Origin of the sequence: Methanococcus maripaludis C5 (genome assembly GCF_000016125.1) — an archaeon.
GTDB lineage: Archaea > AGJL01 > Methanococci > Methanococcales > Methanococcaceae > Methanococcus > Methanococcus maripaludis_D.
Genome location: NC_009135.1, coordinates 225,794 through 247,393 on the forward strand (window position 1 = coordinate 225,794; position 21,600 = coordinate 247,393).

At 33.8% G+C, this 21,600-nt stretch carries 28 protein-coding genes and 3 tRNA genes; 17 read left to right on the forward strand and 14 right to left on the reverse strand.

What is annotated here, in order from left to right; genetic code table 11:
• Positions 1-101: 101 nt before the first annotated feature.
• Positions 102-1,223 (reverse strand): chorismate synthase, encoded by a 1,122-nt coding sequence (gene aroC / locus MMARC5_RS01305; RefSeq protein WP_011868033.1) that lies wholly within the window; start codon positions 1,221-1,223, stop codon positions 102-104.
• 82 nt (positions 1,224-1,305) lie between these two features.
• Between aroC and MMARC5_RS01310 the strand changes: the two genes are divergently transcribed.
• The 3 genes from MMARC5_RS01310 (at position 1,306) to MMARC5_RS01320 (ending at position 3,335) form a co-directional block, all read left to right on the forward strand.
• A complete protein-coding gene (locus tag MMARC5_RS01310) occupies positions 1,306-2,460 on the forward strand; it encodes an FAD-dependent oxidoreductase (RefSeq protein ID WP_011868034.1) in 1,155 nt (384 codons plus the stop codon).
• 38 nt (positions 2,461-2,498) lie between these two features.
• Positions 2,499-2,972 carry a YqaA family protein gene (locus MMARC5_RS01315; protein WP_011868035.1) on the forward strand — a complete coding sequence of 158 codons (474 nt, stop codon included), beginning with the start codon at positions 2,499-2,501 and terminating at the stop codon, positions 2,970-2,972.
• A gap of 96 nt (positions 2,973-3,068) precedes the next feature.
• Positions 3,069-3,335 carry a HypC/HybG/HupF family hydrogenase formation chaperone gene (locus MMARC5_RS01320; protein ID WP_011171274.1) on the forward strand — a complete coding sequence of 89 codons (267 nt, stop codon included), beginning with the start codon at positions 3,069-3,071 and terminating at the stop codon, positions 3,333-3,335.
• A 21-nt stretch (positions 3,336-3,356) separates the two neighbouring features.
• Here the strand turns inward: MMARC5_RS01320 and MMARC5_RS01325 are convergent, their stop codons facing one another.
• From MMARC5_RS01325 to MMARC5_RS01385, 13 genes are all read right to left on the reverse strand, one after another.
• Positions 3,357-3,545: a 4Fe-4S dicluster domain-containing protein gene (locus tag MMARC5_RS01325; protein WP_011868036.1), complete on the reverse strand. Its 189-nt coding sequence runs from the start codon at positions 3,543-3,545 to the stop codon at positions 3,357-3,359.
• Positions 3,546-3,591: 46 nt separating this feature from the next.
• A complete protein-coding gene (locus tag MMARC5_RS01330; RefSeq protein WP_011868037.1) occupies positions 3,592-4,527 on the reverse strand; it encodes a phosphopyruvate hydratase family protein in 936 nt (311 codons plus the stop codon).
• Between the two features lie 32 nt (positions 4,528-4,559).
• Complete coding sequence (locus MMARC5_RS01335) at positions 4,560-4,736, reverse strand: DNA-directed RNA polymerase subunit K (RefSeq protein WP_011868038.1); 177 nt, start codon at positions 4,734-4,736, stop codon at positions 4,560-4,562.
• 37 nt (positions 4,737-4,773) lie between these two features.
• Positions 4,774-4,847, reverse strand: a tRNA-Pro gene (locus MMARC5_RS01340).
• 34 nt (positions 4,848-4,881) lie between these two features.
• Entirely contained in the window at positions 4,882-5,088 is a 207-nt protein-coding gene (locus tag MMARC5_RS01345) for a DNA-directed RNA polymerase subunit N (RefSeq protein WP_011868039.1), read from the reverse strand.
• Between the two features lie 38 nt (positions 5,089-5,126).
• The gene (locus MMARC5_RS01350) at positions 5,127-5,531 is read right to left on the reverse strand and encodes a 30S ribosomal protein S9 (protein ID WP_011868040.1); all 405 of its coding nucleotides are present in this window, start codon (positions 5,529-5,531) and stop codon (positions 5,127-5,129) included.
• Between the two features lie 13 nt (positions 5,532-5,544).
• Complete coding sequence (locus tag MMARC5_RS01355) at positions 5,545-5,958, reverse strand: 50S ribosomal protein L13 (protein WP_011868041.1); 414 nt, start codon at positions 5,956-5,958, stop codon at positions 5,545-5,547.
• Positions 5,959-5,978: 20 nt separating this feature from the next.
• A complete protein-coding gene (locus tag MMARC5_RS01360) occupies positions 5,979-6,341 on the reverse strand; it encodes a 50S ribosomal protein L18e (protein WP_011868042.1) in 363 nt (120 codons plus the stop codon).
• Between the two features lie 60 nt (positions 6,342-6,401).
• Positions 6,402-6,989, reverse strand: coding sequence for a DNA-directed RNA polymerase subunit D (locus MMARC5_RS01365; protein ID WP_081430834.1), 588 nt, complete (start codon positions 6,987-6,989; stop codon positions 6,402-6,404).
• Positions 6,990-7,001: 12 nt separating this feature from the next.
• Entirely contained in the window at positions 7,002-7,376 is a 375-nt protein-coding gene (locus MMARC5_RS01370) for a 30S ribosomal protein S11 (RefSeq protein ID WP_011171265.1), read from the reverse strand.
• A gap of 9 nt (positions 7,377-7,385) precedes the next feature.
• A complete protein-coding gene (locus tag MMARC5_RS01375) occupies positions 7,386-7,922 on the reverse strand; it encodes a 30S ribosomal protein S4 (protein WP_011868044.1) in 537 nt (178 codons plus the stop codon).
• A gap of 20 nt (positions 7,923-7,942) precedes the next feature.
• Positions 7,943-8,392, reverse strand: coding sequence for a 30S ribosomal protein S13 (locus tag MMARC5_RS01380; protein ID WP_011868045.1), 450 nt, complete (start codon positions 8,390-8,392; stop codon positions 7,943-7,945).
• Positions 8,393-8,451: 59 nt separating this feature from the next.
• A tRNA-Ser gene (locus tag MMARC5_RS01385) sits at positions 8,452-8,539 on the reverse strand.
• A gap of 365 nt (positions 8,540-8,904) precedes the next feature.
• On the opposite strand from MMARC5_RS01385, the gene MMARC5_RS01390 reads away from it, so the two are divergent.
• The 14 genes from MMARC5_RS01390 (at position 8,905) to MMARC5_RS01455 (ending at position 21,582) form a co-directional block, all read left to right on the forward strand.
• Positions 8,905-8,978, forward strand: a tRNA-Cys gene (locus tag MMARC5_RS01390).
• Between the two features lie 180 nt (positions 8,979-9,158).
• Positions 9,159-10,760 (forward strand): lysine--tRNA ligase, encoded by a 1,602-nt coding sequence (gene lysS, locus MMARC5_RS01395; RefSeq protein WP_011868046.1) that lies wholly within the window; start codon positions 9,159-9,161, stop codon positions 10,758-10,760.
• A gap of 150 nt (positions 10,761-10,910) precedes the next feature.
• Positions 10,911-11,687, forward strand: coding sequence for a hypothetical protein (locus MMARC5_RS01400; RefSeq protein ID WP_011868047.1), 777 nt, complete (start codon positions 10,911-10,913; stop codon positions 11,685-11,687).
• 99 nt (positions 11,688-11,786) lie between these two features.
• Positions 11,787-12,584 (forward strand): 2-oxoacid:ferredoxin oxidoreductase subunit beta, encoded by a 798-nt coding sequence (locus MMARC5_RS01405; protein WP_011868048.1) that lies wholly within the window; start codon positions 11,787-11,789, stop codon positions 12,582-12,584.
• A gap of 9 nt (positions 12,585-12,593) precedes the next feature.
• The gene (locus MMARC5_RS01410; RefSeq protein ID WP_011868049.1) at positions 12,594-13,127 is read left to right on the forward strand and encodes a 2-oxoacid:ferredoxin oxidoreductase subunit gamma; all 534 of its coding nucleotides are present in this window, start codon (positions 12,594-12,596) and stop codon (positions 13,125-13,127) included.
• 327 nt (positions 13,128-13,454) lie between these two features.
• On the forward strand, positions 13,455-15,740 hold the full coding sequence (locus MMARC5_RS01415; protein WP_011868050.1) for a DHH family phosphoesterase: 2,286 nt from the start codon (positions 13,455-13,457) through the stop codon (positions 15,738-15,740).
• Positions 15,741-15,778: 38 nt separating this feature from the next.
• Positions 15,779-16,753, forward strand: coding sequence for a flap endonuclease-1 (gene fen, locus MMARC5_RS01420; protein ID WP_011868051.1), 975 nt, complete (start codon positions 15,779-15,781; stop codon positions 16,751-16,753).
• Positions 16,754-16,761: 8 nt separating this feature from the next.
• Complete coding sequence (locus MMARC5_RS01425) at positions 16,762-17,388, forward strand: hypothetical protein (protein ID WP_011868052.1); 627 nt, start codon at positions 16,762-16,764, stop codon at positions 17,386-17,388.
• A gap of 18 nt (positions 17,389-17,406) precedes the next feature.
• Positions 17,407-17,565, forward strand: a complete 159-nt coding sequence (locus tag MMARC5_RS01430) for a DUF362 domain-containing protein (protein ID WP_011868053.1) — start codon at positions 17,407-17,409, stop codon at positions 17,563-17,565.
• Positions 17,566-17,590: 25 nt separating this feature from the next.
• A complete protein-coding gene (locus MMARC5_RS01435; protein ID WP_011868054.1) occupies positions 17,591-18,196 on the forward strand; it encodes an IMP cyclohydrolase in 606 nt (201 codons plus the stop codon).
• Positions 18,197-18,229: 33 nt separating this feature from the next.
• Positions 18,230-18,841: a DUF2119 domain-containing protein gene (locus tag MMARC5_RS01440; protein ID WP_011868055.1), complete on the forward strand. Its 612-nt coding sequence runs from the start codon at positions 18,230-18,232 to the stop codon at positions 18,839-18,841.
• A 74-nt stretch (positions 18,842-18,915) separates the two neighbouring features.
• The gene (fsa, locus tag MMARC5_RS01445; protein ID WP_011868056.1) at positions 18,916-19,563 is read left to right on the forward strand and encodes a fructose-6-phosphate aldolase; all 648 of its coding nucleotides are present in this window, start codon (positions 18,916-18,918) and stop codon (positions 19,561-19,563) included.
• Positions 19,564-19,614: 51 nt separating this feature from the next.
• Positions 19,615-20,757, forward strand: a complete 1,143-nt coding sequence (locus MMARC5_RS01450) for a class I SAM-dependent rRNA methyltransferase (RefSeq protein WP_011868057.1) — start codon at positions 19,615-19,617, stop codon at positions 20,755-20,757.
• A 63-nt stretch (positions 20,758-20,820) separates the two neighbouring features.
• On the forward strand, positions 20,821-21,582 hold the full coding sequence (locus tag MMARC5_RS01455) for a 4-phosphopantoate--beta-alanine ligase (RefSeq protein WP_011868058.1): 762 nt from the start codon (positions 20,821-20,823) through the stop codon (positions 21,580-21,582).
• Positions 21,583-21,600 lie beyond the last annotated feature (18 nt).

Below are 21,600 nucleotides of genomic sequence, written 5' to 3' on the forward strand. Positions count from 1 at the left end.
GGATTAATGGGGATTAATCGTTAGGATGCAGGATCTTTTGGATTGAGTTTTGCATCCACTTTTTTTATTATTTTATGAAATTTAAGGTTTTTTTACTAGTTTTATATTCTACAAGGATCAATATACCCACTTGAAATCATTAAATCTGCAACTGTTATTGCAGCCATTGATTCGAGTACAGGAATTACTCTTGGAACGATTATCGGGTCATGTCTTCCGCCAATTTCGATTTTTTCATTTTCATTTGATATTAAATTTACACTTTCTTGAATTTTTGAAATCGATGGGGTTGGTTTTATCGAAACTCTAAGAACTACTGGGGAACCTGTGCTGATTCCACCGATAATTCCGCCGGTATTGTTAGTTTTTCCTTTTATTGAATCTTTATTCATGTAATATGAATCGTTCATTTCACTTCCGTAAAGTTCTGAAGATTCAAAACCGCGGCCTATTTCAAATCCTTTCACGGCATTAATTCCAATGAATGCACTTCCAAGTTTTCCTTCTAATTTATTAAATACTGGATTTCCTACTCCTTGCGGGATTCCTTTTATAATTATTTCAATTATTCCTCCAACGCTGTCTTGTTTATCCATCGCATCAAGGACGTAATCTTTCATTTCATCGCTATTTTTTGAAGGGCATCTTAGGGGATTATTTTCGATTTTTTCAAATAATTTTTCGATATTCGAATTACTTTCAAAGAATTCTGGGTTTTTGTAGTAATCAAAATCTCCGTTTATTTTTCCAATTTTAGTAGAATACCCGATTATTTTGATATTATGTGTAAATTCGATTAATTTTTTAGCAACTGCTCCGCCAATCACGTTTCCAATCGTGGTTCTACCACTGCTTCGTCCACCGCCCCTGTAATCATAATTTCCGTATTTTAAAAAGTAGTTTAAATCAGCATGTCCTGGTCTCGGGGTATTTTTAATTTTACTGTAATCTTTTGATTTTTGACCTTTGTTAAATACGAGTCCTGAAATCGGAGTTCCTGTAGTTTTTCCTTCGAAAATTCCTGAAAGAATTTCCAATTTATCTTCTTCTTTTCGCGGTGTTGAGAAGATGCTGTAGCCAGGTCTTCTTCTATTGAGTTCATTTTGGATATCTTCTTCTGAAATGGGTAGATTTGAAGGACATCCATCAATTACTGCGCCCAATGCTTTTCCGTGGCTTTCTCCCCATGTCGTTACTCTAAAATTATCTCCAAAAGTGTTCAATGTATCACCGTGATTTCGTAAGATATAAACATAATACATTCAATACATTAGATATACTGGTTTAAAAAATGAGGGGATGGTTATGATTGCAGTTGTAGGGGGAGGGCCTGCAGGTCTTTCTTGTGCACACGCACTTGCTAGATATGGACTTAAAGTTGAACTCTATGAAATGGATAAACTTGGTGGAACCTGCTTAAATTATGGTTGCAGGTATGTAAATGCTTTAAAGGAAGTTTCAGACTTAATTGATAATTTAAATACGATAACTGGAAAAAAACATGATTTAGAAGATATAATTTCACTTAACGAGCTGCATGAAAAAGTTTATAAAATTCACAGATCAATGCGGGAAGGCGCCAAAAAAACACTTGATGAACTAGGAATTTTTGTAAAATTTGAAGAATTTAAAGAAGAATATGAAAAAAACTACGATTACGTGATTTATGCGAACGGACAAAATTATGCTAAAAATTATCTTGGTGTAGAATGTGCAATTCATAGTGAACTTCCGTATCTAAAAAAATTACCAAGAAAAATTCTTATAATTGGTGCAGGAACTGTTGCAGCAGAGTATGCTTCGATTTTTTCAACATTTGGAAGTGAAGTAACTGTTTATGTGCGGTCAAAATTTTTAAAAAAAATCGAAGACGATGAAATCAGGGATTATATTATCAATGACCTTTCAAATTTTAAAATAACTCACAGCGAAGAAGAATTGAAAAAGATGCTTTATGATGACGAGTATTTTAATATTTTGGCAATAGGTGGAACTCCGAGATACACAACAAACGAATATTTTCAAGTTGATGGAAAATCAAAAGTTTATGCTTGTGGAGATTCCGTAAGGGGGGGATATACCCCAATTGCTAATCGTGAAGGCAAAACTGTTGCAGAAAATATTTACAACGAGATAAATAATCTTCCACTAAAAAAAATGGACTATGGAATTGAGATTGCTACAATTCGGATGCCAATTAGTATTTTAGTTGTCGGAAAACAGACAAAAGATTTCAAAACTTCATACAACCGCCCCGGTAAAGGATACTATTTCCGAAAAACCGAGAAGCGTGGAATGAATAGAATTTACTATGAAAATGGAAGAGCAGTTGGTGCAGTTGTAATGACTACTGCAACTGAACTTGCACCGTACTTTGCACAGTACTTAAAAGGAATCGATGTTTACAAAGACTTTTTAGAAGTTTACCCCTCAACCGACCCCTATTACTGGCAGGTTTAAATATAAATTAATTTATATTTTTTTAAAAATGGTATACTATGGATTTTGTTGCAATAGGGATGGATCTCGTTAATACATATGGACTTTTGGCTATTTTTTTGATTGGATTTTCAGAGCCAATTTTTCAGCCAATTCCAACCGAAGTCTTCATGCTTGGAGGACTTGCTCTCGGACTTGATTGGGGGTATGTAATATTGGCATCCACGTTAGGAAGTACGTTAGGGGGAATTGTAACCTACTTTATAGCTTCAAAATACGGTGAGAATCTTTTTTTAAAAATATTTAATAAAGAAAAATATTCGAGCGCAGAAGAGTTTTTAAATAAATGGGGCCCCTTTGGAATAATCGTGATAAGTTTTACTCCGATTCCTTTTGAGGTGATCTGCTGGCTTTCAGGGATATTTAAGATGCCTTTTAAAATTTACGTTTCAGCATTAATTGTAAGTAGAATTGTAAAACACGGACTCGTAGTGCTGCCATTTGCAGCTTTATCAACTATACTTCCGTTTTAATGATCTTTTTTTAAAAATTTTATCGATATTTATAAATAGATTAATTACAGATTTAGAAATATTATTTTTATCTCTACTTATTTCAGGTGAAATCACATGTGTCTTGCAATTCCATCCGTAGTTATCGATATATTTGAAGAAGATGGTGAGAAATACGCGCTTGCTGAATACAAAGGCGTAAAACAAAAAGCAAAACTTGCACTCATTGAAGGCGTTGAAATCGGGGATTACGTATTAATCCACACGGGATACGCTCTTGAAAAGATGAGTGAAGACGAAGCAAAATTGAGTTTAGATGCATGGGAAGAATTGTTCGATGTACTCGATGAAATGGACGGAGTTAAAAAAGAAAATTCCGAATAATTTAATTAAAAAAATAAATATTTAGTCTTCTTTTACAGTTATTGCACCGGTCGGGCATACGTCAACGCATACTAAGCAAAAAGTACAGTCTGATTCTCTTGCAACAACTACTTTGTCCCCTTGAATTTCAAAAACTTCTACAGGGCAGGTATTTACACATTCGGCACATTCCGGGCCTTTACATTTATCGTAATCAATTACAACACTCATTTTATCCCCTCATTTTTTTACAATATATTTTTTAAAAGTTAAAGTATTAAAATCTTGTAATATTCGGGCTGTTTAAAATCCTTTCAATATTCCAGATTTCGTTTAATGCTTTTGAGTTGATATTTGCACGTAAAAATGGAACTTTAAATCCAATTGCTATGTGCGGGAATGAGGTGTTGTTTCCTGAAATCGTTGGAGTTAATCCTTTTTCAATTGTGTAATTGATATAATAGTTCATTTCTGTAAGGGTTCCCATGGAATAAGGGTCTATTTTTGAAAAATCCGCTTCTTCATCGATATTTTCAGTACACAAAATTCCATCGAATTCAATTATTTCAGAACTTTCCAAGTAATCGAGTTCTTCAATTTCTTTTCTAAATTCCGAGATATTTGCACCGGATAAAATTTCGATATCTTCATCTTCAGAAATGTTTGAAATAATTTCTTTGAATTTTCCAATATCTTTAAAAATGTTTTTAGAAACGTATTCTCCGTAGTTATTTTTAAAATCGTATTCTTCAGAGAGTTTTTCTAATATTTTGTTGTAAACATATATCATTTCGCCAATTGATTCTGCCATCGGAATTGTCAAAAGCTGATTCATTCCGTCTGAAACTAAAGAGCATCCTACAATTGGAAGGTTTGTGGATAACACTCCCCCAATATGCTTAAACAACGGAATTTCAACGCTGTTCGCGGCAGCTCTCGCAACACTCAAAGAAGTACCCATTGTAACTTTCGGACTGTCTACTGAAGTATCGCATATTATTGAATCAATAATATCTTGATCATAAGCAGGATAGCCAACAAGTTCTGGAGCAATTACATTTTCGACGTCAGAAATTACATAGTCGGGATTTTCCGCATCTATTACATCGTAACCAATTCCTTTATTGGTCAATGTAGCAATCCGGACTTGAATTTTTGAGTCTTTAAAAACCTTCTTTGCAGTTATCCTTTTTATGGATGTACTGTTTTCCACGAAAATTCCCCCAAGGAGTTTAAAATAGTTAGTTATTGTTTTTTAGCCTGTTTTTTAACACATAGTGGGAGTTTACCCTGTTTTACTTCATCTTCAGCTAAATTTAATGACGAAGTTTTGTCTGATTCTATTGTGAGTGGAGCACCGTCAGAAATTTGGAGGGATCTTGCACCAACTAATCTTGCAGTTTCAAATTTGGTTAATTTCATAAAATCACCCAAGCGGACTTTATAGATTAATAAAAAATGGGGCCGCCGAGATTCGAACTCGGGTTGCACGCCCCCCAGACGCACAGGATGGCCAGGCTACCCCACGGCCCCGTCTGAATAGATAGGTAATTAGTAAATAATAAAATTATTTGTATTCAACGATGTCGTCAAATAACTCTCTGTCGTTGTCCAATCTGTGGGATGCGAACATTCTTCTACAACAGTATTTTTTAACTTCTAAGTCGTTTAAAATTTCTTCTGGGTTTTCGCCATTTTTAAGTCTAGTTCTGTATTCTTCATAGACTTCTGATATTACAGCCCCGCAGGAAAAACATCTGATTGGAAATATCACTATTACCACCTAAAAAACGTAAAGGGAAAGAAAAATAATTATCTGTATGATTTTTGTCTTTTAGCTCTTGGACCTTTTGAAGACTTACTTGGTTTGTGTGGTTCTGTTCTTCTTGCGTCACTGACAAGTAATGTTCTGTCGTAACTTAAGAATTTTTCTTTCAATTCCATTTTACCAGTAAATTCAACAATAGCCTTACCTAAAGCGGTTCTTGTAGCATCCATTTGGCTTACGATACCGCCGCCTTTAACATCAATATCTACGTCAATGTCGCTTAAAGCTTCGCCTGCTAAGATAACAGGTTCCATTAATTTCATTTTGATGTATTTAGGTTCCATTAATTCTAATGGTTTTTTGTTAATTCTGATTTTACCGCTGCCTTCTTTTGCCGTAGCTCTTGCAATTGCGGTTCTTCTTTTACCTACTGTGTGGACTACTTTCACACTTTCACCTCAATTAGAATTTAGCACCTAAGTATTGGCTCAATTCTCCAACGGTTACATATTTGATTGTGTTTGGTGCGCTACCTAAGTTAATGTCGATAGAAACTCCTTCAGGAACTCCAACTTCAATTTTAATTTTTTTGAAAGCTTCTACTCCTCTAGGTTTTTTGTATGGGAGCATTCCTCTGATAACTCTTCTTACGATGTCATCAGGCCTTCTTGGATATTTTGGACCCATTTTTTTAGGGTTTGAAATACTTTTTCTTGTTCTGAGTTGTACATATTTTTGGAATATGTATTCTTTGTTTCCGGTCATAATTGCTTTTTCAGCGTTTACAACGGTTACTTCTTCACCGCTTAATGCAAGTTTAGCAACGTATGAAGCTAATCTTCCAACAACTGCGTTTTCAGCGTTTACAACAACCATAATTCCACCTTCGTGTTTAATTACGCCATAATGGTTACTTTAGAACCTTTAGGGTTTTCTGCAATAAGTTCTTCGATTGTTAAGCATTTTCCGCCTACAGCTTCAATTGCTGATTTTGCAGTTTCTGAGAATGAAAATGCTGCAACAGTTACGTTTATTTTTAATGACCCAGCACCGAGTACTTTGCCTGGAATTAAGATTACATCGCCTTCTGACGCGTATCTGCTGATTTTGCTTACGTTTACTTCAACTTTTTTTCTAGCTGGTTTAGCTAACTTTTTAGCAACATCTTTCCAGATTGGTGCACTGTTTTTGAATGATTCTTCTTTTAACTTCTGAATCAATTCAGGAGTTTTTGGGTTTGTTGACATGATTTTTTTCATAATTTCACCCTATGATATTGATTCATAATTTCCAATAATTTGGAAGAAATAATTAGGTAATTAATTTTCGTCACTTAATTCTTGGCCTTCTAGTTCTGATAAGAATTTTTCAGCTTTATTTTTCAAAATTTCAAGTGAAGATCTTATAATGTCTTCAGCATCCATGTTTCCGAATGACTCAATTTTAAATTCCACTTCGTCATTTGATATCTGTTTGTAAACTGCATTACAAGGTTGCCATTTTGCATGAATTTTTCCTGTGCCCACAAGAGCTTCAGCTTCTAACTCAAGTTTCTGGCCTTCTGCTAATTTTACAATTGGAATATTTTCAAAAGCAGGCTCACCGGATTCAGATTTTATGTCTGATGAGTATACCATACAAGGTCCTTCTTTGGATATTGTAAGTACAATAACTTCATCTCCACTTACTGGAACTCCTTTTATTGGAACTAATCCAAGTCTGTGAGCTAGAACTTCATCGTACATTGAAGATGTGTTTTCGTAAAAGTATACATTTTCAATAGCATATGTAGGGACTTCTGAAATCATTATTCTTCTTAATGCACTGGAAAAAGATAAAGGGGCTTTTAATTCCATTTTCATGATTTCCCCTGTTCTCTTTTCCTCTTTTTGGATGTTTTTTATCAAAAAAATCACCAATTATCTGTTCTTTCTTTTTGGTGTAGTTCCATCGTGTGGAATTGGTGTAGCATCTTCAATTCTTCCGATTCTGATTCCTGCTCTTGATAATGCCCTAATAGCAGCTTGAGCACCAGGTCCTGGATTTTTGGATTTCTGGCCACCTGTAGCTCTGACCTTTACGTGTACCTGATCAATTCCTTTGTCCCTCATCAAATCTGCGATTTTGAATGCAGCTTGCATTGCAGCATATGGAGATGATTCATCTCTCTGATTTCTTACAATCATACCGCCTGAAACTTTAGCGATAGTTTCTGCTCCAGTTAAATCAGTAACGTGGAGAATTGTGTTGTTGTACGATGCATAAATGTGTACTAATCCCCATTTTTGACTCATGTAATCACCTTATTGATTTTCTTCGCTTACTGCGGCAGTTCTTTCAGGGTGGTTTTCTGAAGCCATTGGTGAGTTAGGCACGTATTCTATCGCATCATTTTCAGCTACTGAAACTAAGTATGCTGGAGCGGTAACTCTTTTGCCGTTTACTGCAATGTGGCCGTGAACGATGAACTGTCTAGCTTGTTTTGCTGTTTTAGCGAGACCTTTTCTGTATACGATGGTCTGTAATCTTCTTTCTAAGATACTTTCAATGTTCAATGAAAGAACGTGGTCGAGTGTTGGTTCTGATTCAACTAAGATCGCGTATCTTTTTAAAACATTGAATAACTGAACGGCTTCTTTTCCACCTTGTGTTGTGGTATCGCTGATTAATTTTCTTGCCTGTCTTCTGTAGTTCCTTAATTGGGTTTCCATTTTCCAAAGTTCTTTTTTGTTAACTAAACCGTATTTTTGGCTAATTTCTTTTTCGCTTTGGATTCTTTCCCCAATCCATGGATGGTTAGGCGTGTCGTATTTTTTACCCAATCTTCTTGGATCTCCCATTGTTTCACCTTTTTATCCTTTTATTTCCTTCTCTTAACTCCCATTGAAGTTCCTTTTCTGAATGAACCTCTGGTTCTCTGTCCCCTACAAGGTAATCTTAACTCGTGTCTGACTCCTTTGTAGCATCTTATCTTTTTCATGTTTGTGATGTCTTCTTGTACTGTGAGTACGAGGTCTGTTTCGATAAGGTGTTTATCGAGTCCTGAGTAAACATCTTTTTTCCTGTTGAACATCCATGAAGGGATTCCATGTGTTGCAGGGTCTTCCAATACTGATTCTATTTTCAAAACATCTTCGTCAGCTAAGTAACCAGCCTGTTGTTTAGGGTCTAATTCAGTAACTCTGATTACTGCTCTAGCCATCGCTCTACCAATACCTTTCATTTCTTGTAGTGCGTATTCAAGTGGATTTTTACCTTCAAGGTCTGTTTTTGAGATTCTAATTCTGTGTTTGAATTCTGTCTGAGTCACTCTTTGCACCTCCAGAGATCTTCGTGTTTGACTGATAAGTATAGTAATAAAAAAATAAATGGCGCAGAGAGGGGGATTTGAACCCCCGCGAGGCAAAGCCTCATACGGTTTCCAGCCGTACGCCTTCCCAGGCTAGACTATCTCTGCACACAGATAGCTACTGATAGATATGATATATATGGAGTTATCACACTGTGTAATTAGTGTCTTTTTAACCGTGTTTTATTTATGGTCTCGTGTTTTCTATCACACTATACCTTATAAAATTTCATTTATATAGATTTCGATTTAGTCTGTGGTTCGCCAATTTTGACGTCGTGTTTTAATCTACCTTAATGATTTCTTTAATTATCAACGCATTTATTGTATATATTCCTTTGCATGGATTAACAACATTTTTTAATTAGATAAGTAATATATGAGTATGGTGGATTACAAAATTAACCGATAAACCAATAAGTTTATATATTGGAACTATAATTCTTATTCATGCGTCTAATCGTAGGAAATGTGCCAAGGTAGTCTAGTCCGGCGAGGCAGCGGACTGCAGATCCGCTTCAGAGGGGTTCAAATCCCTTCCTTGGCTTTTTTATTTTGGAAATATTAATTTATAAATTTCAATTAATTAATATATTTTTATTTTTAAAAATTTTTTTAACACATAATTATATAAAATGTTTCAGCTATAACCTAAAAAATCATGAATTTCTATTTAATTCAATTATTTTTTTGTTTTTGATTGTTTAAAATTTTAGGAGGAAACACAATGCACTGGGCTGATGCAACATCGGAAAAAATAATGAAAAAAAGAAATGCAGACGAATATGTGGTATCAAGCGGCATTACGCCATCAGGTCATATCCACATCGGAAATGCAAGAGAAACACTAACTGCCGATGCAGTTTACAAAGGAATTGTAAAAAAAGGTGCAAAAGCTAAATTAATTTTTGTTGCGGACGATTACGATCCTTTAAGAAAATTATATCCGTTTTTACCACAGGAATTTGAAAAATACATAGGAATGCCTTTAAGTGAAATTCCATGTCCAAAAGGTTGCTGTAAAAGTTATGCAGATCACTTTTTAATGCCGTTTTTAAATAGTCTCGAAGAGTTGGGTGTTGATATTACAACACACAGGGCAAATGAATGTTATAAGGCTGGAATGTACAACGATGCAATTATAAATGCTCTTGAAAACAGGTTAAAAATCAAAGAGATACTAGATTCATACAGAAAAGAGCCTCTTGCTGATGACTGGTTCCCTTTAAACGTTGTATGTGAAAAATGCGGTAAAATGCACGAAACAAAAGTTACCGCATACAATTCCGAAGACAAAACAATAACTTATGTCTGCAAATGCGGATTTGAAAACACGGTTCAACCATTCAATGGCGTCGGAAAGCTTCCGTGGAGAGTTGACTGGCCTGCAAGATGGGGTATCTTTGGAGTTACTGCTGAACCAATGGGAAAAGATCACGCAGCATCAGGTGGATCATACGATACAGGAATTAAGATTGCAAGACAGATATATGGCTACCAAGCACCCGAAAAAATGGTTTACGAATGGATCCAGTTAAAAATTGGTGACAAGGCAATGCCAATGTCTTCATCTTCCGGAGTTGTATTTGCAGTAAAAGACTGGAATGAAATTTGCCATCCTGAAATTTTAAGATTCTTAATTTTAAAAGGAAAACCCACAAAACATATAGATTTCGATTTAAAAGCAATTTCAAATCTGGTTGACGATTACGATGAACTCGAGAGAAAATACTTCGAATTAATCGAAAAACAAAAAATTGAAGAATTAAATGACAATGAAAGCGAAAAAATAAGTTTATACGAACTTGTAACTCCAAAAATACCTGAAAGATTACCATTACAGGTTGCATACAGGTTTTGTTCAATTATTGCTCAAATTGCACTCGATAAGGAAACTCAAAAAATTGACATGGAAAGAGTTTTCGATATTTTGGGAAGAAATGGATACAATCCAGCAGAATTTTCAGAATACGACAAATCAAGGCTCGAAAAAAGGCTTTACATGTCTAAAAAATGGGCTTCAGACTACGGTGAAAATTTAGAAATAAACGATCTTGAGCAAGCAAAAGAACAGTACGAAACACTCTCAGAAGAGCAAAAAGCATGGTTAAAAGCATTTTCTGAAGAAGTAGAACAAATCGAAATCGATGCAACTACAATTCACGAATTAATGTACGAAACTGCAACAAAATTGGAACTTGCACCAAAAGAAGCGTTCGTTGCATCATACAAAATACTTCTCGGTAAAAACTACGGGCCAAAGTTAGGAAGCTTTTTAGCATCCCTTAAAAAAGAGTTTGTAGTTGGGAGATTTTCATTAACTGAATAATATACATTAAAAAAACTTTTTTTCATTTTTTAAAGAATTTAAACCAATTTATCAATTTTTACAAAACGGTTTTAAATCACCCAAATCTTATAAAGTTATAAAAATAGTAAGGCAATATACATAAGTCCTAATGAGTTTGAAGAGGATATTATGATTGAAACTATATCATACCAAGAATTAAAGGGAAATAACAAAGAAATTGTTGATGAACAGTTTGAAAAGTTGATTGCAGAAATAACGGAAAAATATGGTGCAAAAGTTCTATCAAACGAATCAGATGAAGAAGGGGAACTTTATACGAGGATTACAGAATTAAAAATAAAATTTGAAACAGTTTTGGACTACATTAAGTACTGTTTGATGTATGGTGCGGATTTGGATGTAGTATCCCCTACAAAATTGAAAATTTCTGGAAATGAAATGGGAAACACTATCGGTTATATCATCGATTTTTTCAAAAAATTTGCTCAAAAATACGGTGTCGCATTTAATGTATATGTAAAAAATGAAATTGATGCAGATCTAAACGCTTTAAAAGAAGGACGTTGTGACGAAGACGATATTTACTTAATGGAAAGTGAAGAAGGACTTTTAAGGGTAAAAGCAGTATTTGAAGGCGATGGAAAAACCGAAGAAATAATTATTAAAAAAATACTTGCATCATTAAATCAGGATATCGTTGTAAACAAGGTAATTACAAAATCCATGGACGAATCAAAAGGTATTTTTTCAGGACTTGTTGCAATAGAGATGTTTTGCAAACCATTTGACATTGTAGAAGTTGCATATAAATTTTTGCCAGTTGCAATTTCATTTGAAAATTCAGATATTGAACTCGATATTTCAGAATTACAGGATATCGGAAATGACCTTGGTGGCGCAGTATTCGAGCTTACACATGCCGCTGCAAACATGAACAAAAAATAACGATAAACATTAAGAATAACTTAAACAAATTATATTTGGATTTTAATTATTTTTATTATTCGACTTATTAAACATGGTTTAGAGATTTAGGTGAGATAAATGCATCCTTCGCTAAAATACATGAGAAAGGACCGGTTACCACACATATTTTGTTCTGGTTGTGGTAATGGTATTGTTTTAAACTGCTTTACAAATGCTCTTGATAAATTAGCCCTCAAAAACGAAGATTACATCGCAATTTCAGGTATTGGATGTTCTTCAAGGGTTCCAGGATACCTTTTCTGTGATTCACTCCACACAACTCACGGAAGACCGATTGCTTTTGCTCTTGGAACGAAAGTAATTCAAAATGACAAAAAAGTTGTTGTATTTACTGGAGATGGTGACCTCTCAGCAATTGGTGGAAATCATTTTATTCACGGATGTAGGAGAAACATCGACATAACTGTAATCTGTATAAATAACAATATTTACGGAATGACTGGAGGACAATGTTCGCCAACAACTCCGCACGAGAAAAAAGCAACAACTGCACCTTACGGAAACCCTGAAAACCCGCTTGACTTGTGCGAACTTGCAAAAGCAGCTGGGGCAACTTATGTAGCAAGGTGGACTACTGCAAATCCGATCCAGCTTGCAAATTCAATTAAAAAAGGAATGGATAAGAAAGGATTTTCATTTATCGAAGTAGTTTCACAGTGTCCAACTTATTATGGAAGATTCAATGTTTCAAGAAAACCTTCTGAAATGATGAAAAATTTAAAAGAAAGTGCAATAACTGTTCGAAAAGCAGAAAGTATGGAAAAAGAAGAACTTTTAAACAAAATAGTTGTTGGAGAGTTTTTAAATATCGAAAAACCAGAATATGTCGAACAGCTTAAAAAATTACAGGAATAATGTGATACCATGAGAAAAGAGATAAGATTTTCAGGTTTTGGCGGTCAGGGAATAATTTTAGCAGGAGTTATTTTAGGACGTGCTGCATCCCTTTACGCTGGAAAAGAAGCAGTTCAGACACAAAGCTACGGCCCTGAAGCAAGAGGCGGTGCAAGTAAGTCTGAAGTTGTAATTTCAGAAATCGAAATAGATTTTCCAAAAGTAATTCAGCCAGATATCCTCATTTCAATGTCACAACCTGCTTTTGATAAATACGGTTATGATTTAAAAGAAAATGCAAGAGTAATCGTTGACAGGGACTTAGTAAACCTCCCTGAAGGTTACGAAGAAAAATACGAAGTATACAAAGTTCCATTTACAGAAATTGCAAACAAGGAAGTTGGACTTGGAATAGTTGCAAATATCGTAATGCTTGGTGCTTTAACAAAATTGTCAGGATTAGTTCCAAAAGAGGAAGTTGAAAAAGCGCTTCTCGACAGTATACCCAAAGGAACGGAAAAAAAGAATTTAATGGCTTTTGAAAAAGGATACGAATACCTTTAACTTAAATTATATCTATTAAATTTTCAAAATCTTTAATTTATGAAATACGGCTTTAACAGATTTAATTTTTTAAAATACTATTTTTTAATCATTAAATTGGATATTGGTTAATACAATGATAATATTTTTAAAATTAAAAAATAATTATTCCTTATATTTATATTTAAAGTTTATAAAATTCTGGAAAGTAGATAAAAACCCCTAAAATCTTTTTTTAATCCTGTAATTTTTTAATTAATTATTTATAATTAAATCAACATTCTTTTTTAAAGAACTTGATTAATTTTCATGATTTGGATATTTATCAATCTAATTTAAGAGGATACTATGATAGAAAACTGCAAAATATGTGGCGGAACCGGAAAAAAAGTGGTAAAATACTCTGAATGTCCGGAATGCGAAGGAAAAGGCTATTTAGAAGAATTTGAAACAAAAAGTCATTTTAAAAATGCTTCCAAAAATTCAAAGTATGATTTTGATGACGAAGAAATTCCATGCCCAACATGCAACGGAACTGGAAAGATTCCCGAATATGAAGATTGCGAGTACTGCAATGGAACCGGAAAAGTTGTAAAATGCGATTCATGCGGTCGTGAAATTGGAAAATATCCTGAAGATAAAGATTTAAACACCTGTGAGAACTGTAGTGGTAAGGAAGAAGCGCAAAAAGAGAACAAAAAGGTTGTTTATGTTTTAGACAACATGTTTACCATGAGCGATCTTGAAGAAGGTAAATTTTACAAGGGAAAAATTAACCGAACCGAAAAATACGGAGTATTCGTTCAGTTAAATGAAAAAACAAGAGGTCTTTTAAGATTTAGGGAAGTTGTTGGAAAAAGGCCAAGCGATTTTAAAATCGGAGACGAAATTATTGTACAGGTGTCCGAATTAAAACTCGAAAAAAGAGAACTTGATTTAAGATACGTTCCAATTACCGGATACAAACTCGAAAAACTCGAAAAAGAACACGAATTAATCGATATCAAGGAAATATTCGATACCGGATTAATGAATATGAAAGATAAGGTTATTAGAGTTCAAGGAGAAGTTCTTCAGGCAGCTCAAACTCCGGGTCCAACCGTATTTACAATTACAGATGGTTCAGAAGTTGCATGGGTTGCAGCATTTGAATCTGCAGGAGTTAGGACTCACCCTGACGTAGTAATGGGCTCAATTATTGATGTAGTTGGTTCAGTATCTGTAAGGGATGGAAAACTTCAGATCGAAAGAATGAAGCTTGTAAAACTCGAAGGCGAAGCTGAACAAAAAGTAATGGATAAAATTGACATTGAACTTGATAAAAAAGCAGAACCTGAAAGCGACATTGAATTTTTAGTTGAAAGCGATATCTTGGAAAAATTAAGGCCAAAAATGGCAGATGTAGCAAAAAGAATTCGAAGAGCAGTTTTGGATGGAAGACCTGTAATTATCAGGCATCACGCAGACACGGATGGGTACTGTGGTGGGATTGCTCTTGAAAAAGCAATAATTCCAGTTTTGGAGAAATATTCAATGGATTCTGGTGCACAATGGCACTACTTTAGAAGAAGTCCTTCAAAAGCTCCATTTTATGAGTTAGAAGACGTAACAAAAGATCTGTTGTTTTCAATTGAAGATTTTTTAAGATTTGGACAGAAAATGCCATTAATTGTTCTTGTGGATAACGGAAGTACTAATGAAGATATTCCTGCAGTGTCACAAGTTAAAGCATACGACATTGAAGTTGTAGTTGTTGACCACCACTTCCCCGGTGAAGTAATCGATGGAAAAGTAGAAATTGATGAATTCGTCGAAGCACACGTAAACCCATACCTTGTTGGGGGAGACAGCAACCTTACAGCAGGTGCTTTAGCAACAGAAGTTGCAAGAATGATAAATTCAGAAGTTACCGAACTCGTTGAACATTTACCTGGTATTGCAGTTGTTGGGGACCACGCAAAAGGTGAAGCTGTAGAAGCTTACATAAAAATAGCACTCGAAAGACTTACAAAATGCAGTTCAGAGTTTGGAACTGGAAAAATATATTCAAGAGCAGACGTTGAAAAAATTGGTCAATGCATGGATTTTGAAGCATTTTACTTAAAATTCATGAATGGAATGGGTATCGTAGAAGATATCTATGGTATGAACAAAAAAGACTTTGCAAGACATGAAAAACTTATAAACATACTCTACGAAAGAGCAATGGCAATGGTTGACAGGCAGATGAAAGCAGTACGCCCTGCAATAAAAACACAGATCTTGCCAAATGGAATTGTTTTCAACACTTTGGATGTTGAAAAATATGCACACAAGTTTACATTCCCAGCTCCGGGAAAAACCTGTGGATTTGCACATGATTCAATAGTTGAACAGTATGAAGCAGGTACTCCGGTAATCACTCTGTCTTATGGTCCTGATTTTGCAGTAGTCCGTGCAACCGATGCAGTAAGCGAAAAATTCAACTTCAACTTAAACCACATTGTAACCCGATTTATCGAAGAAATTCCTGAAGCATCCCTTGATGGTGGTGGACACGAATGTGCAGGAAGTTTGAAATTTGTTGAAGGTTTGAGAGAAAAAGTAATAAATAGATTTGCAGAAGTAGTTTTAGAAATGAAAGAAAAAGATTAATTAAAATTAACTTTTTTTAATTACAATTCGGTGTTAACATGGGAGTTCAATTTGGAGATTTGATACCCAAAACGGAAATCTCTTTAAAATTTTTAAAGAATAAAACTGTTGCAATAGATGCGATGAACGTAATTTACCAGTTTTTATCAAGCATTCGTTTAAGGGATGGAAGTCCTTTAAAAAATAAGAATGGAGAAATTACTTCAACTTACAACGGTATTTTTTATAAGACAATTTACATGCTAGAAAATGAAATGACCCCAATATGGGTTTTTGATGGTAAATCTCACGATTTAAAAGAAAAAACAAAAGAAGAAAGAAGGAAATCCCGAAATGGTGCACTCGATAGTTATTTGGAAGCAAAAGAGCAGAATAACTTGGAAGAAATGCAAAAATATGCTAAAAGAGCAAATTTTTTGGATAAAAAAACAATAGATAATTCCAAAAAACTCCTTGAGTTGATGGGAATTCCATACATCAATGCTCCATCAGAAGGAGAAGCACAGTGTGCAGAACTTGTAAAATCAAACGATGCATTTTGTGTGATAAGTCAGGATTACGATTCAATCCTTTATGGTGCAGAAAATGTTGTAAAAAACATAACTTCATCAAATAAAGACATTGAATTGATAGAACTGGAAAAAACTTTATCTGAACTGAACGTTTCTCTTGATCAGCTTATTGATGTTGCAATATTGATTGGAACTGATTACAATCCTGGTGGGTTGAAAGGATTCGGTCCAAAAAAAGCAATTGATACCGTTAAGAAAGGTAAAATGGAAAATTATATATCCGAAATTGAAAATTATTCTGAAATTAGAAAAATATTTGATGAACCTAATGTAACATCAGAATACGATACAAAATTGAAAACCCCTAAAAAAGAGGAGCTGGCAGAATTTTTGATCGAAGAAAATGATTTTTCAAAAGATCGAATTTTACCAAACATTGAAAAAATTAGCAATCTTTTGGGCAATAAAAAATCCCAGAAAAGTCTTGAAGCCTGGTTTTAGGTGTAAATATGATGAAAATATACAGTTTAAATAAAATCTCCCCGATATTTTGGATATTTTTAATTCCATTAATAATAATTGGTTTAATTTTAATTATCCCAATAATATTCTTAGCAATAGTTTTGGGAGCAATTTATTTATGTTATAAAAAACTTAAATCTGGAATAAATGGAATTATTAGAAAATTAAAGACTAAAAAGATCAAAGTTACAGGCAGTTCTGATAACGGCGAAGTTCAAATAAACTTTTCAAAAAAAGTGGAAATTGAAGAAGAAACTATCGAAGAAAATATTCCTGTAATTTCTGAAGATACTGGCGAAAAATGGGAACATAAGCAGTTTATTAATTATTTAATGAATAACGGATTATCTGAAAACGATGGAAAACTCTATTATTTTGATAAATCAGTTTATCCAATTTATAAAAAGACATACCCTGTAAATGAAGTTGTAAAACTTTACGATGAAATTCCAGAAGAAGATATGATTGTTTTAGGTTTGAAAGGCGACTACGACGACCCTAAATTATTATATTTAATTCCAAAAGAGAAATGTAAAAGCAGAATGGGTATTTCAGAGCTTAAAGAATACGAAATAAATTTAAAAAACCAAGAAATAAATAACCTTAGTTTATAATGTAGTTAATGTGAAAACATGGAAATATTGGACAAATGTGTAGGATGTGCAGGATGTGTTCCATTCTGTCCGGTCGGAGCCATTTCTGCGTTTGGTAAGGCAGAAATTGATAATGAAATATGTACAAATTGTGCAGTATGTAAGGATTATTGCCCATTAGATGCGATATCTGAATAATTAGACTTTAAAATCAGGTGGTTTAATGTATATTGGTAGATTTTTAGTTTTTGGAAAAACGGAAGAGGGATATCCTTTTGTAACGTACAGAGTTTCAAGCAGGAGCTTTCCAAACAGGCTTGCAAAAGTAATGGATGACGATACTGTTTCAATTTTACCAAAAGAATTGGAAGAAATGTTTAAAAACCCATATATTACATACAACTGTGTAAAACTTGTAGGCGATGTTGCAGTAGCTACAAACGGCTCACACACGGATATAATTGCAGACAAAATTAAACTTGGACTTCCAATAAGAGATGCGTTATCATATTCATTATTAACAATGGATTATGAAAAAGACGACTACAACACTCCAAGAATTGCAGTAGTTATAACAAAAGATGAAGCTTACATGGGATATGTAACTGACAGCGATGTTAGAATCAAAAAAGTTGAACTTGAAGCTGGAAAAGCATACTACTTGGGCGTCTACGATGCATGTAAAATTACGGAACATCAGGTAATTTCAGTTACTGGAAAAACGGCAGAAGATTTAACTAAATTTGTAATGGACTACGAAGAATTTGAAAAACCAGTAACTGCAGCAACAGTTTTAGTAAAAGATGGATTTAAGCTTGCAACACTTTAATTTTTCTATTTTTTTAACTTTTTTGGTGAAATTTTGAAAATTTACAATAATTTTGAAAATAAATGTCCAAAAAAGCTCTTTTTAGCAGGAATTCACGGGAACGAATCAAAATATACATCACAGATTTTAGAAAATTTACAAAAAAATATTTCAAAATTAAAAGTTTCTGGAAACATAATAATTATTCCCGAACTTGTAAACGATTCAAAGTACTATTCAACCCTAACTCCAAAATACTACGAAACAGAAGAAGGAATATCTCTTTTAAAATTAATTGAAGAATATACTCCTGAATTTTATTTTGAAATCCATTCGTATTCCGAAAAATCTTATTCCAATTTAACCGAATTAAAAAGAGTCGATTTAAAAGGAATTCCTCCATTTGTTGATTTAGATAATGGTGTTTTGATGGCATCGATTTCTCCAATATTGCGAGAAAAATTTAAAGAAACTAACTTTTGTATGGCCCTCGAAGTTCCAAACGGGAAGGTTTTGGAAGTTGAAAAAATTGTACTTGAAATTTTGGAATTTGGAATAACTTCAAAAGATAGAAATGAACTGATTGAAAAAATTTTTAATAAATATCCTAAATCCGCAAAAACTGCAAAATGGCTCGCTGAAGAATTTAATCTAACCTTTTTATAAAATTTTCAAGCTACATTACTTATAAATATCTTTATTTATAACTCTAATAAAAGCGAAACACAAATGGTGAAAGGATGAAGTTTTTTTTAGACACTGCAAATGTTGAAAAAATTAAAGAATTTAACGCACTTGGTTTAGTTGACGGAGTTACAACAAACCCAAGTTTAATTAAAAAAGAAGGAAGAGACTTTTATGAGGTAATCAAAGAAATCTGCTCAATCGTTGATGGGCCAGTAAGTGCTGAAGTTATCGCACTTGATGCGGAAGGAATGGTTAAAGAAGCAAGAGAACTCGTAAAAATTGCAGAAAACGTCGTAGTTAAAATTCCAATGACAAAAGAAGGAATGAAAGCAGTAAACACACTTTCAAATGAAGGAATAAAAACAAACGTTACATTAATCTTTTCAGCAAACCAGGCATTACTCGCAGCAAAAGCTGGAGCTTCATACGTTTCCCCATTCGTTGGAAGACTCGACGATGTTGGGCAGGATGGAATGTTTTTAATTTCAGAAGTTATGCAAGTATTTGGCGCATACGGAATCGAAACAGAAGTTATCGTAGCTTCAGTAAGACACCCAATCCACGTTTTAGAATCAGCAAAAATGGGAGCAGACATTGCAACAATTCCATTTGATGTACTCGATAAATTATTCAACCACCCGTTAACAGACAACGGAATTGCAAAATTCCTCGCTGACTGGGAAGCACACACGAACAGATAATTTCTTTTAATTTATTTTATTTCGATTTTTTTTATAAATCCGGTGGTTTTTATGTCATTTCAAATTGATAAACGGGCTTATCAGTCTTTAAAAAATTTTTCAAACATAATTTACAAAAACGCCATAGTTAACAAAGACGATTTTTCTAAAACGGAAGAAATTGTTGACATAACTTATAATGGAAATTTCGTTGCAAAAGCGTTATACGATCCAAAATTTCCATTAATTAAAATTTTAACAAGGGAAAACGAAGAAATCGATAAAGATTTCTTTTTTAAACGGATAAATAATGCGAATAGATACAGAACCGATATATTGAATTATAAAGATACTTACAGGATGATTTATGCCGAAGCAGATTATTTACCGTCAATTATACTCGACAAATATAATAAAATTGCTTCAATTCAGATTTCGTCAAATATTATGGATAATTATTCAGATTTAATTTTTGAGTGCATTTCTGAAATTACCGACGTTGAAACGATGTATGTTCAAAGCGGTAAAAAGGGAAGTGACGTAAAAACAAAGATTTTTGGCGATAAATCACAAATTGAAACTGTAATTTCTGAAGGAAACGCTAAATTTAACGTAAACATGAACGGCCACAAAACCGGATTTTTCCTAGATCAAAGGGACAACAGAATTGATCTTGAAAATTATGTGAAACCTGGCGATAAAGTACTCGATATCTGCAGTTACACCGGAGGATTTGCAGTTCACGCAGGAATTAAAGGTGGGGAAGTTACAGCAGTTGATTTATCCGACAAAGCACTTGCTGTTGCAGAAGAAAACATGGAATTAAACGGAGTTAAAAATTATAACTGTATAGTTTCAAATGCGTTTGATGCAATGAAAGAAATGATTAAAAATAACGAGAAATTCGATGTAGTAGTGCTTGATCCTCCAGCATTTACAGATTCTTCAAAAGATATCAAAAATGCGTTAAATGCTTACAATTCAATGAATTACCTTGGATTGAAACTGGCAAAAAGAATACTCGTAACGTGTTCTTGTTCGCACCATATCGATAGGGAAAGTTTTAAACATACAATTGTTTCTTCATCATTGAGGGCTAAAAAAGAAATAAGACAAATCGGGTCATACCGAACACAGGCGCCTGACCACATAATAACGATGGCAAATAAAGACCTTGAATATTTGAAGTGTTTGTTCTTCAATGTAGTAAACTAATAAAAATGATCAATGCATATCTTTGAAAAATAAACATTGTGAGAATAAAAAAACGGTGAGAACATGATGGTTCCAGAATCCCATCCAAGGTACAAATCATTATTGAATCGAGACAGAATTGTAGAAGCATTTGAATCAGGAGTCCTGGCAAAAGGCGGAATGATTGCTCATGGAAGGGGCGAAACTTTCGATTATTTGATCGGAGAAAACACGACCGATGTTGCACTAAATTCCATAAAAGTTTCAGCAGCTCTTTTAGTTTTAGCAGAAAATCCTGTAATTTCAGTAAATGGAAACAGTGTAGCTTTGGCAAAAGACGAGTTTGTTGAGCTAGCAAAAGAGTTAAACGGCAAAATCGAAGTTAATTTGTTTTACAGGACAACTGAGCGGGAAGAAAAAATAAAGGACGTATTTGAAAATGATATTAAAAATGGAATCGTTCTTTTAGGCATAGATAATGCAGATAAACAAATTCCAGGTGTTGATCATTTGAGGGGAAAAGTTTCAGAATCTGGAATCTACACTTCAGATGTGATTTTAGTTCCTCTCGAAGATGGTGACCGGGCTGAAGCACTAGTTAAAATGGGAAAAACAGTAATTGCAATTGATTTAAATCCCCTTTCAAGAACTGCAAGAAAATCAACAATTTCAATAATTGATGAACTTACAAGATGTATTCCATTAATCACAGAATATGTAACAGAATACAAAAAAATGGATAGAAATGAACTCTTAAAAATTGTTGAAAGCTACAATAACGAAGAGAATTTGCGAAATATATTAAATTTGATTTCAAAAAGGTTAACTTCAGTAGATTTAATTTAAAAATTTTTTTATTTTATT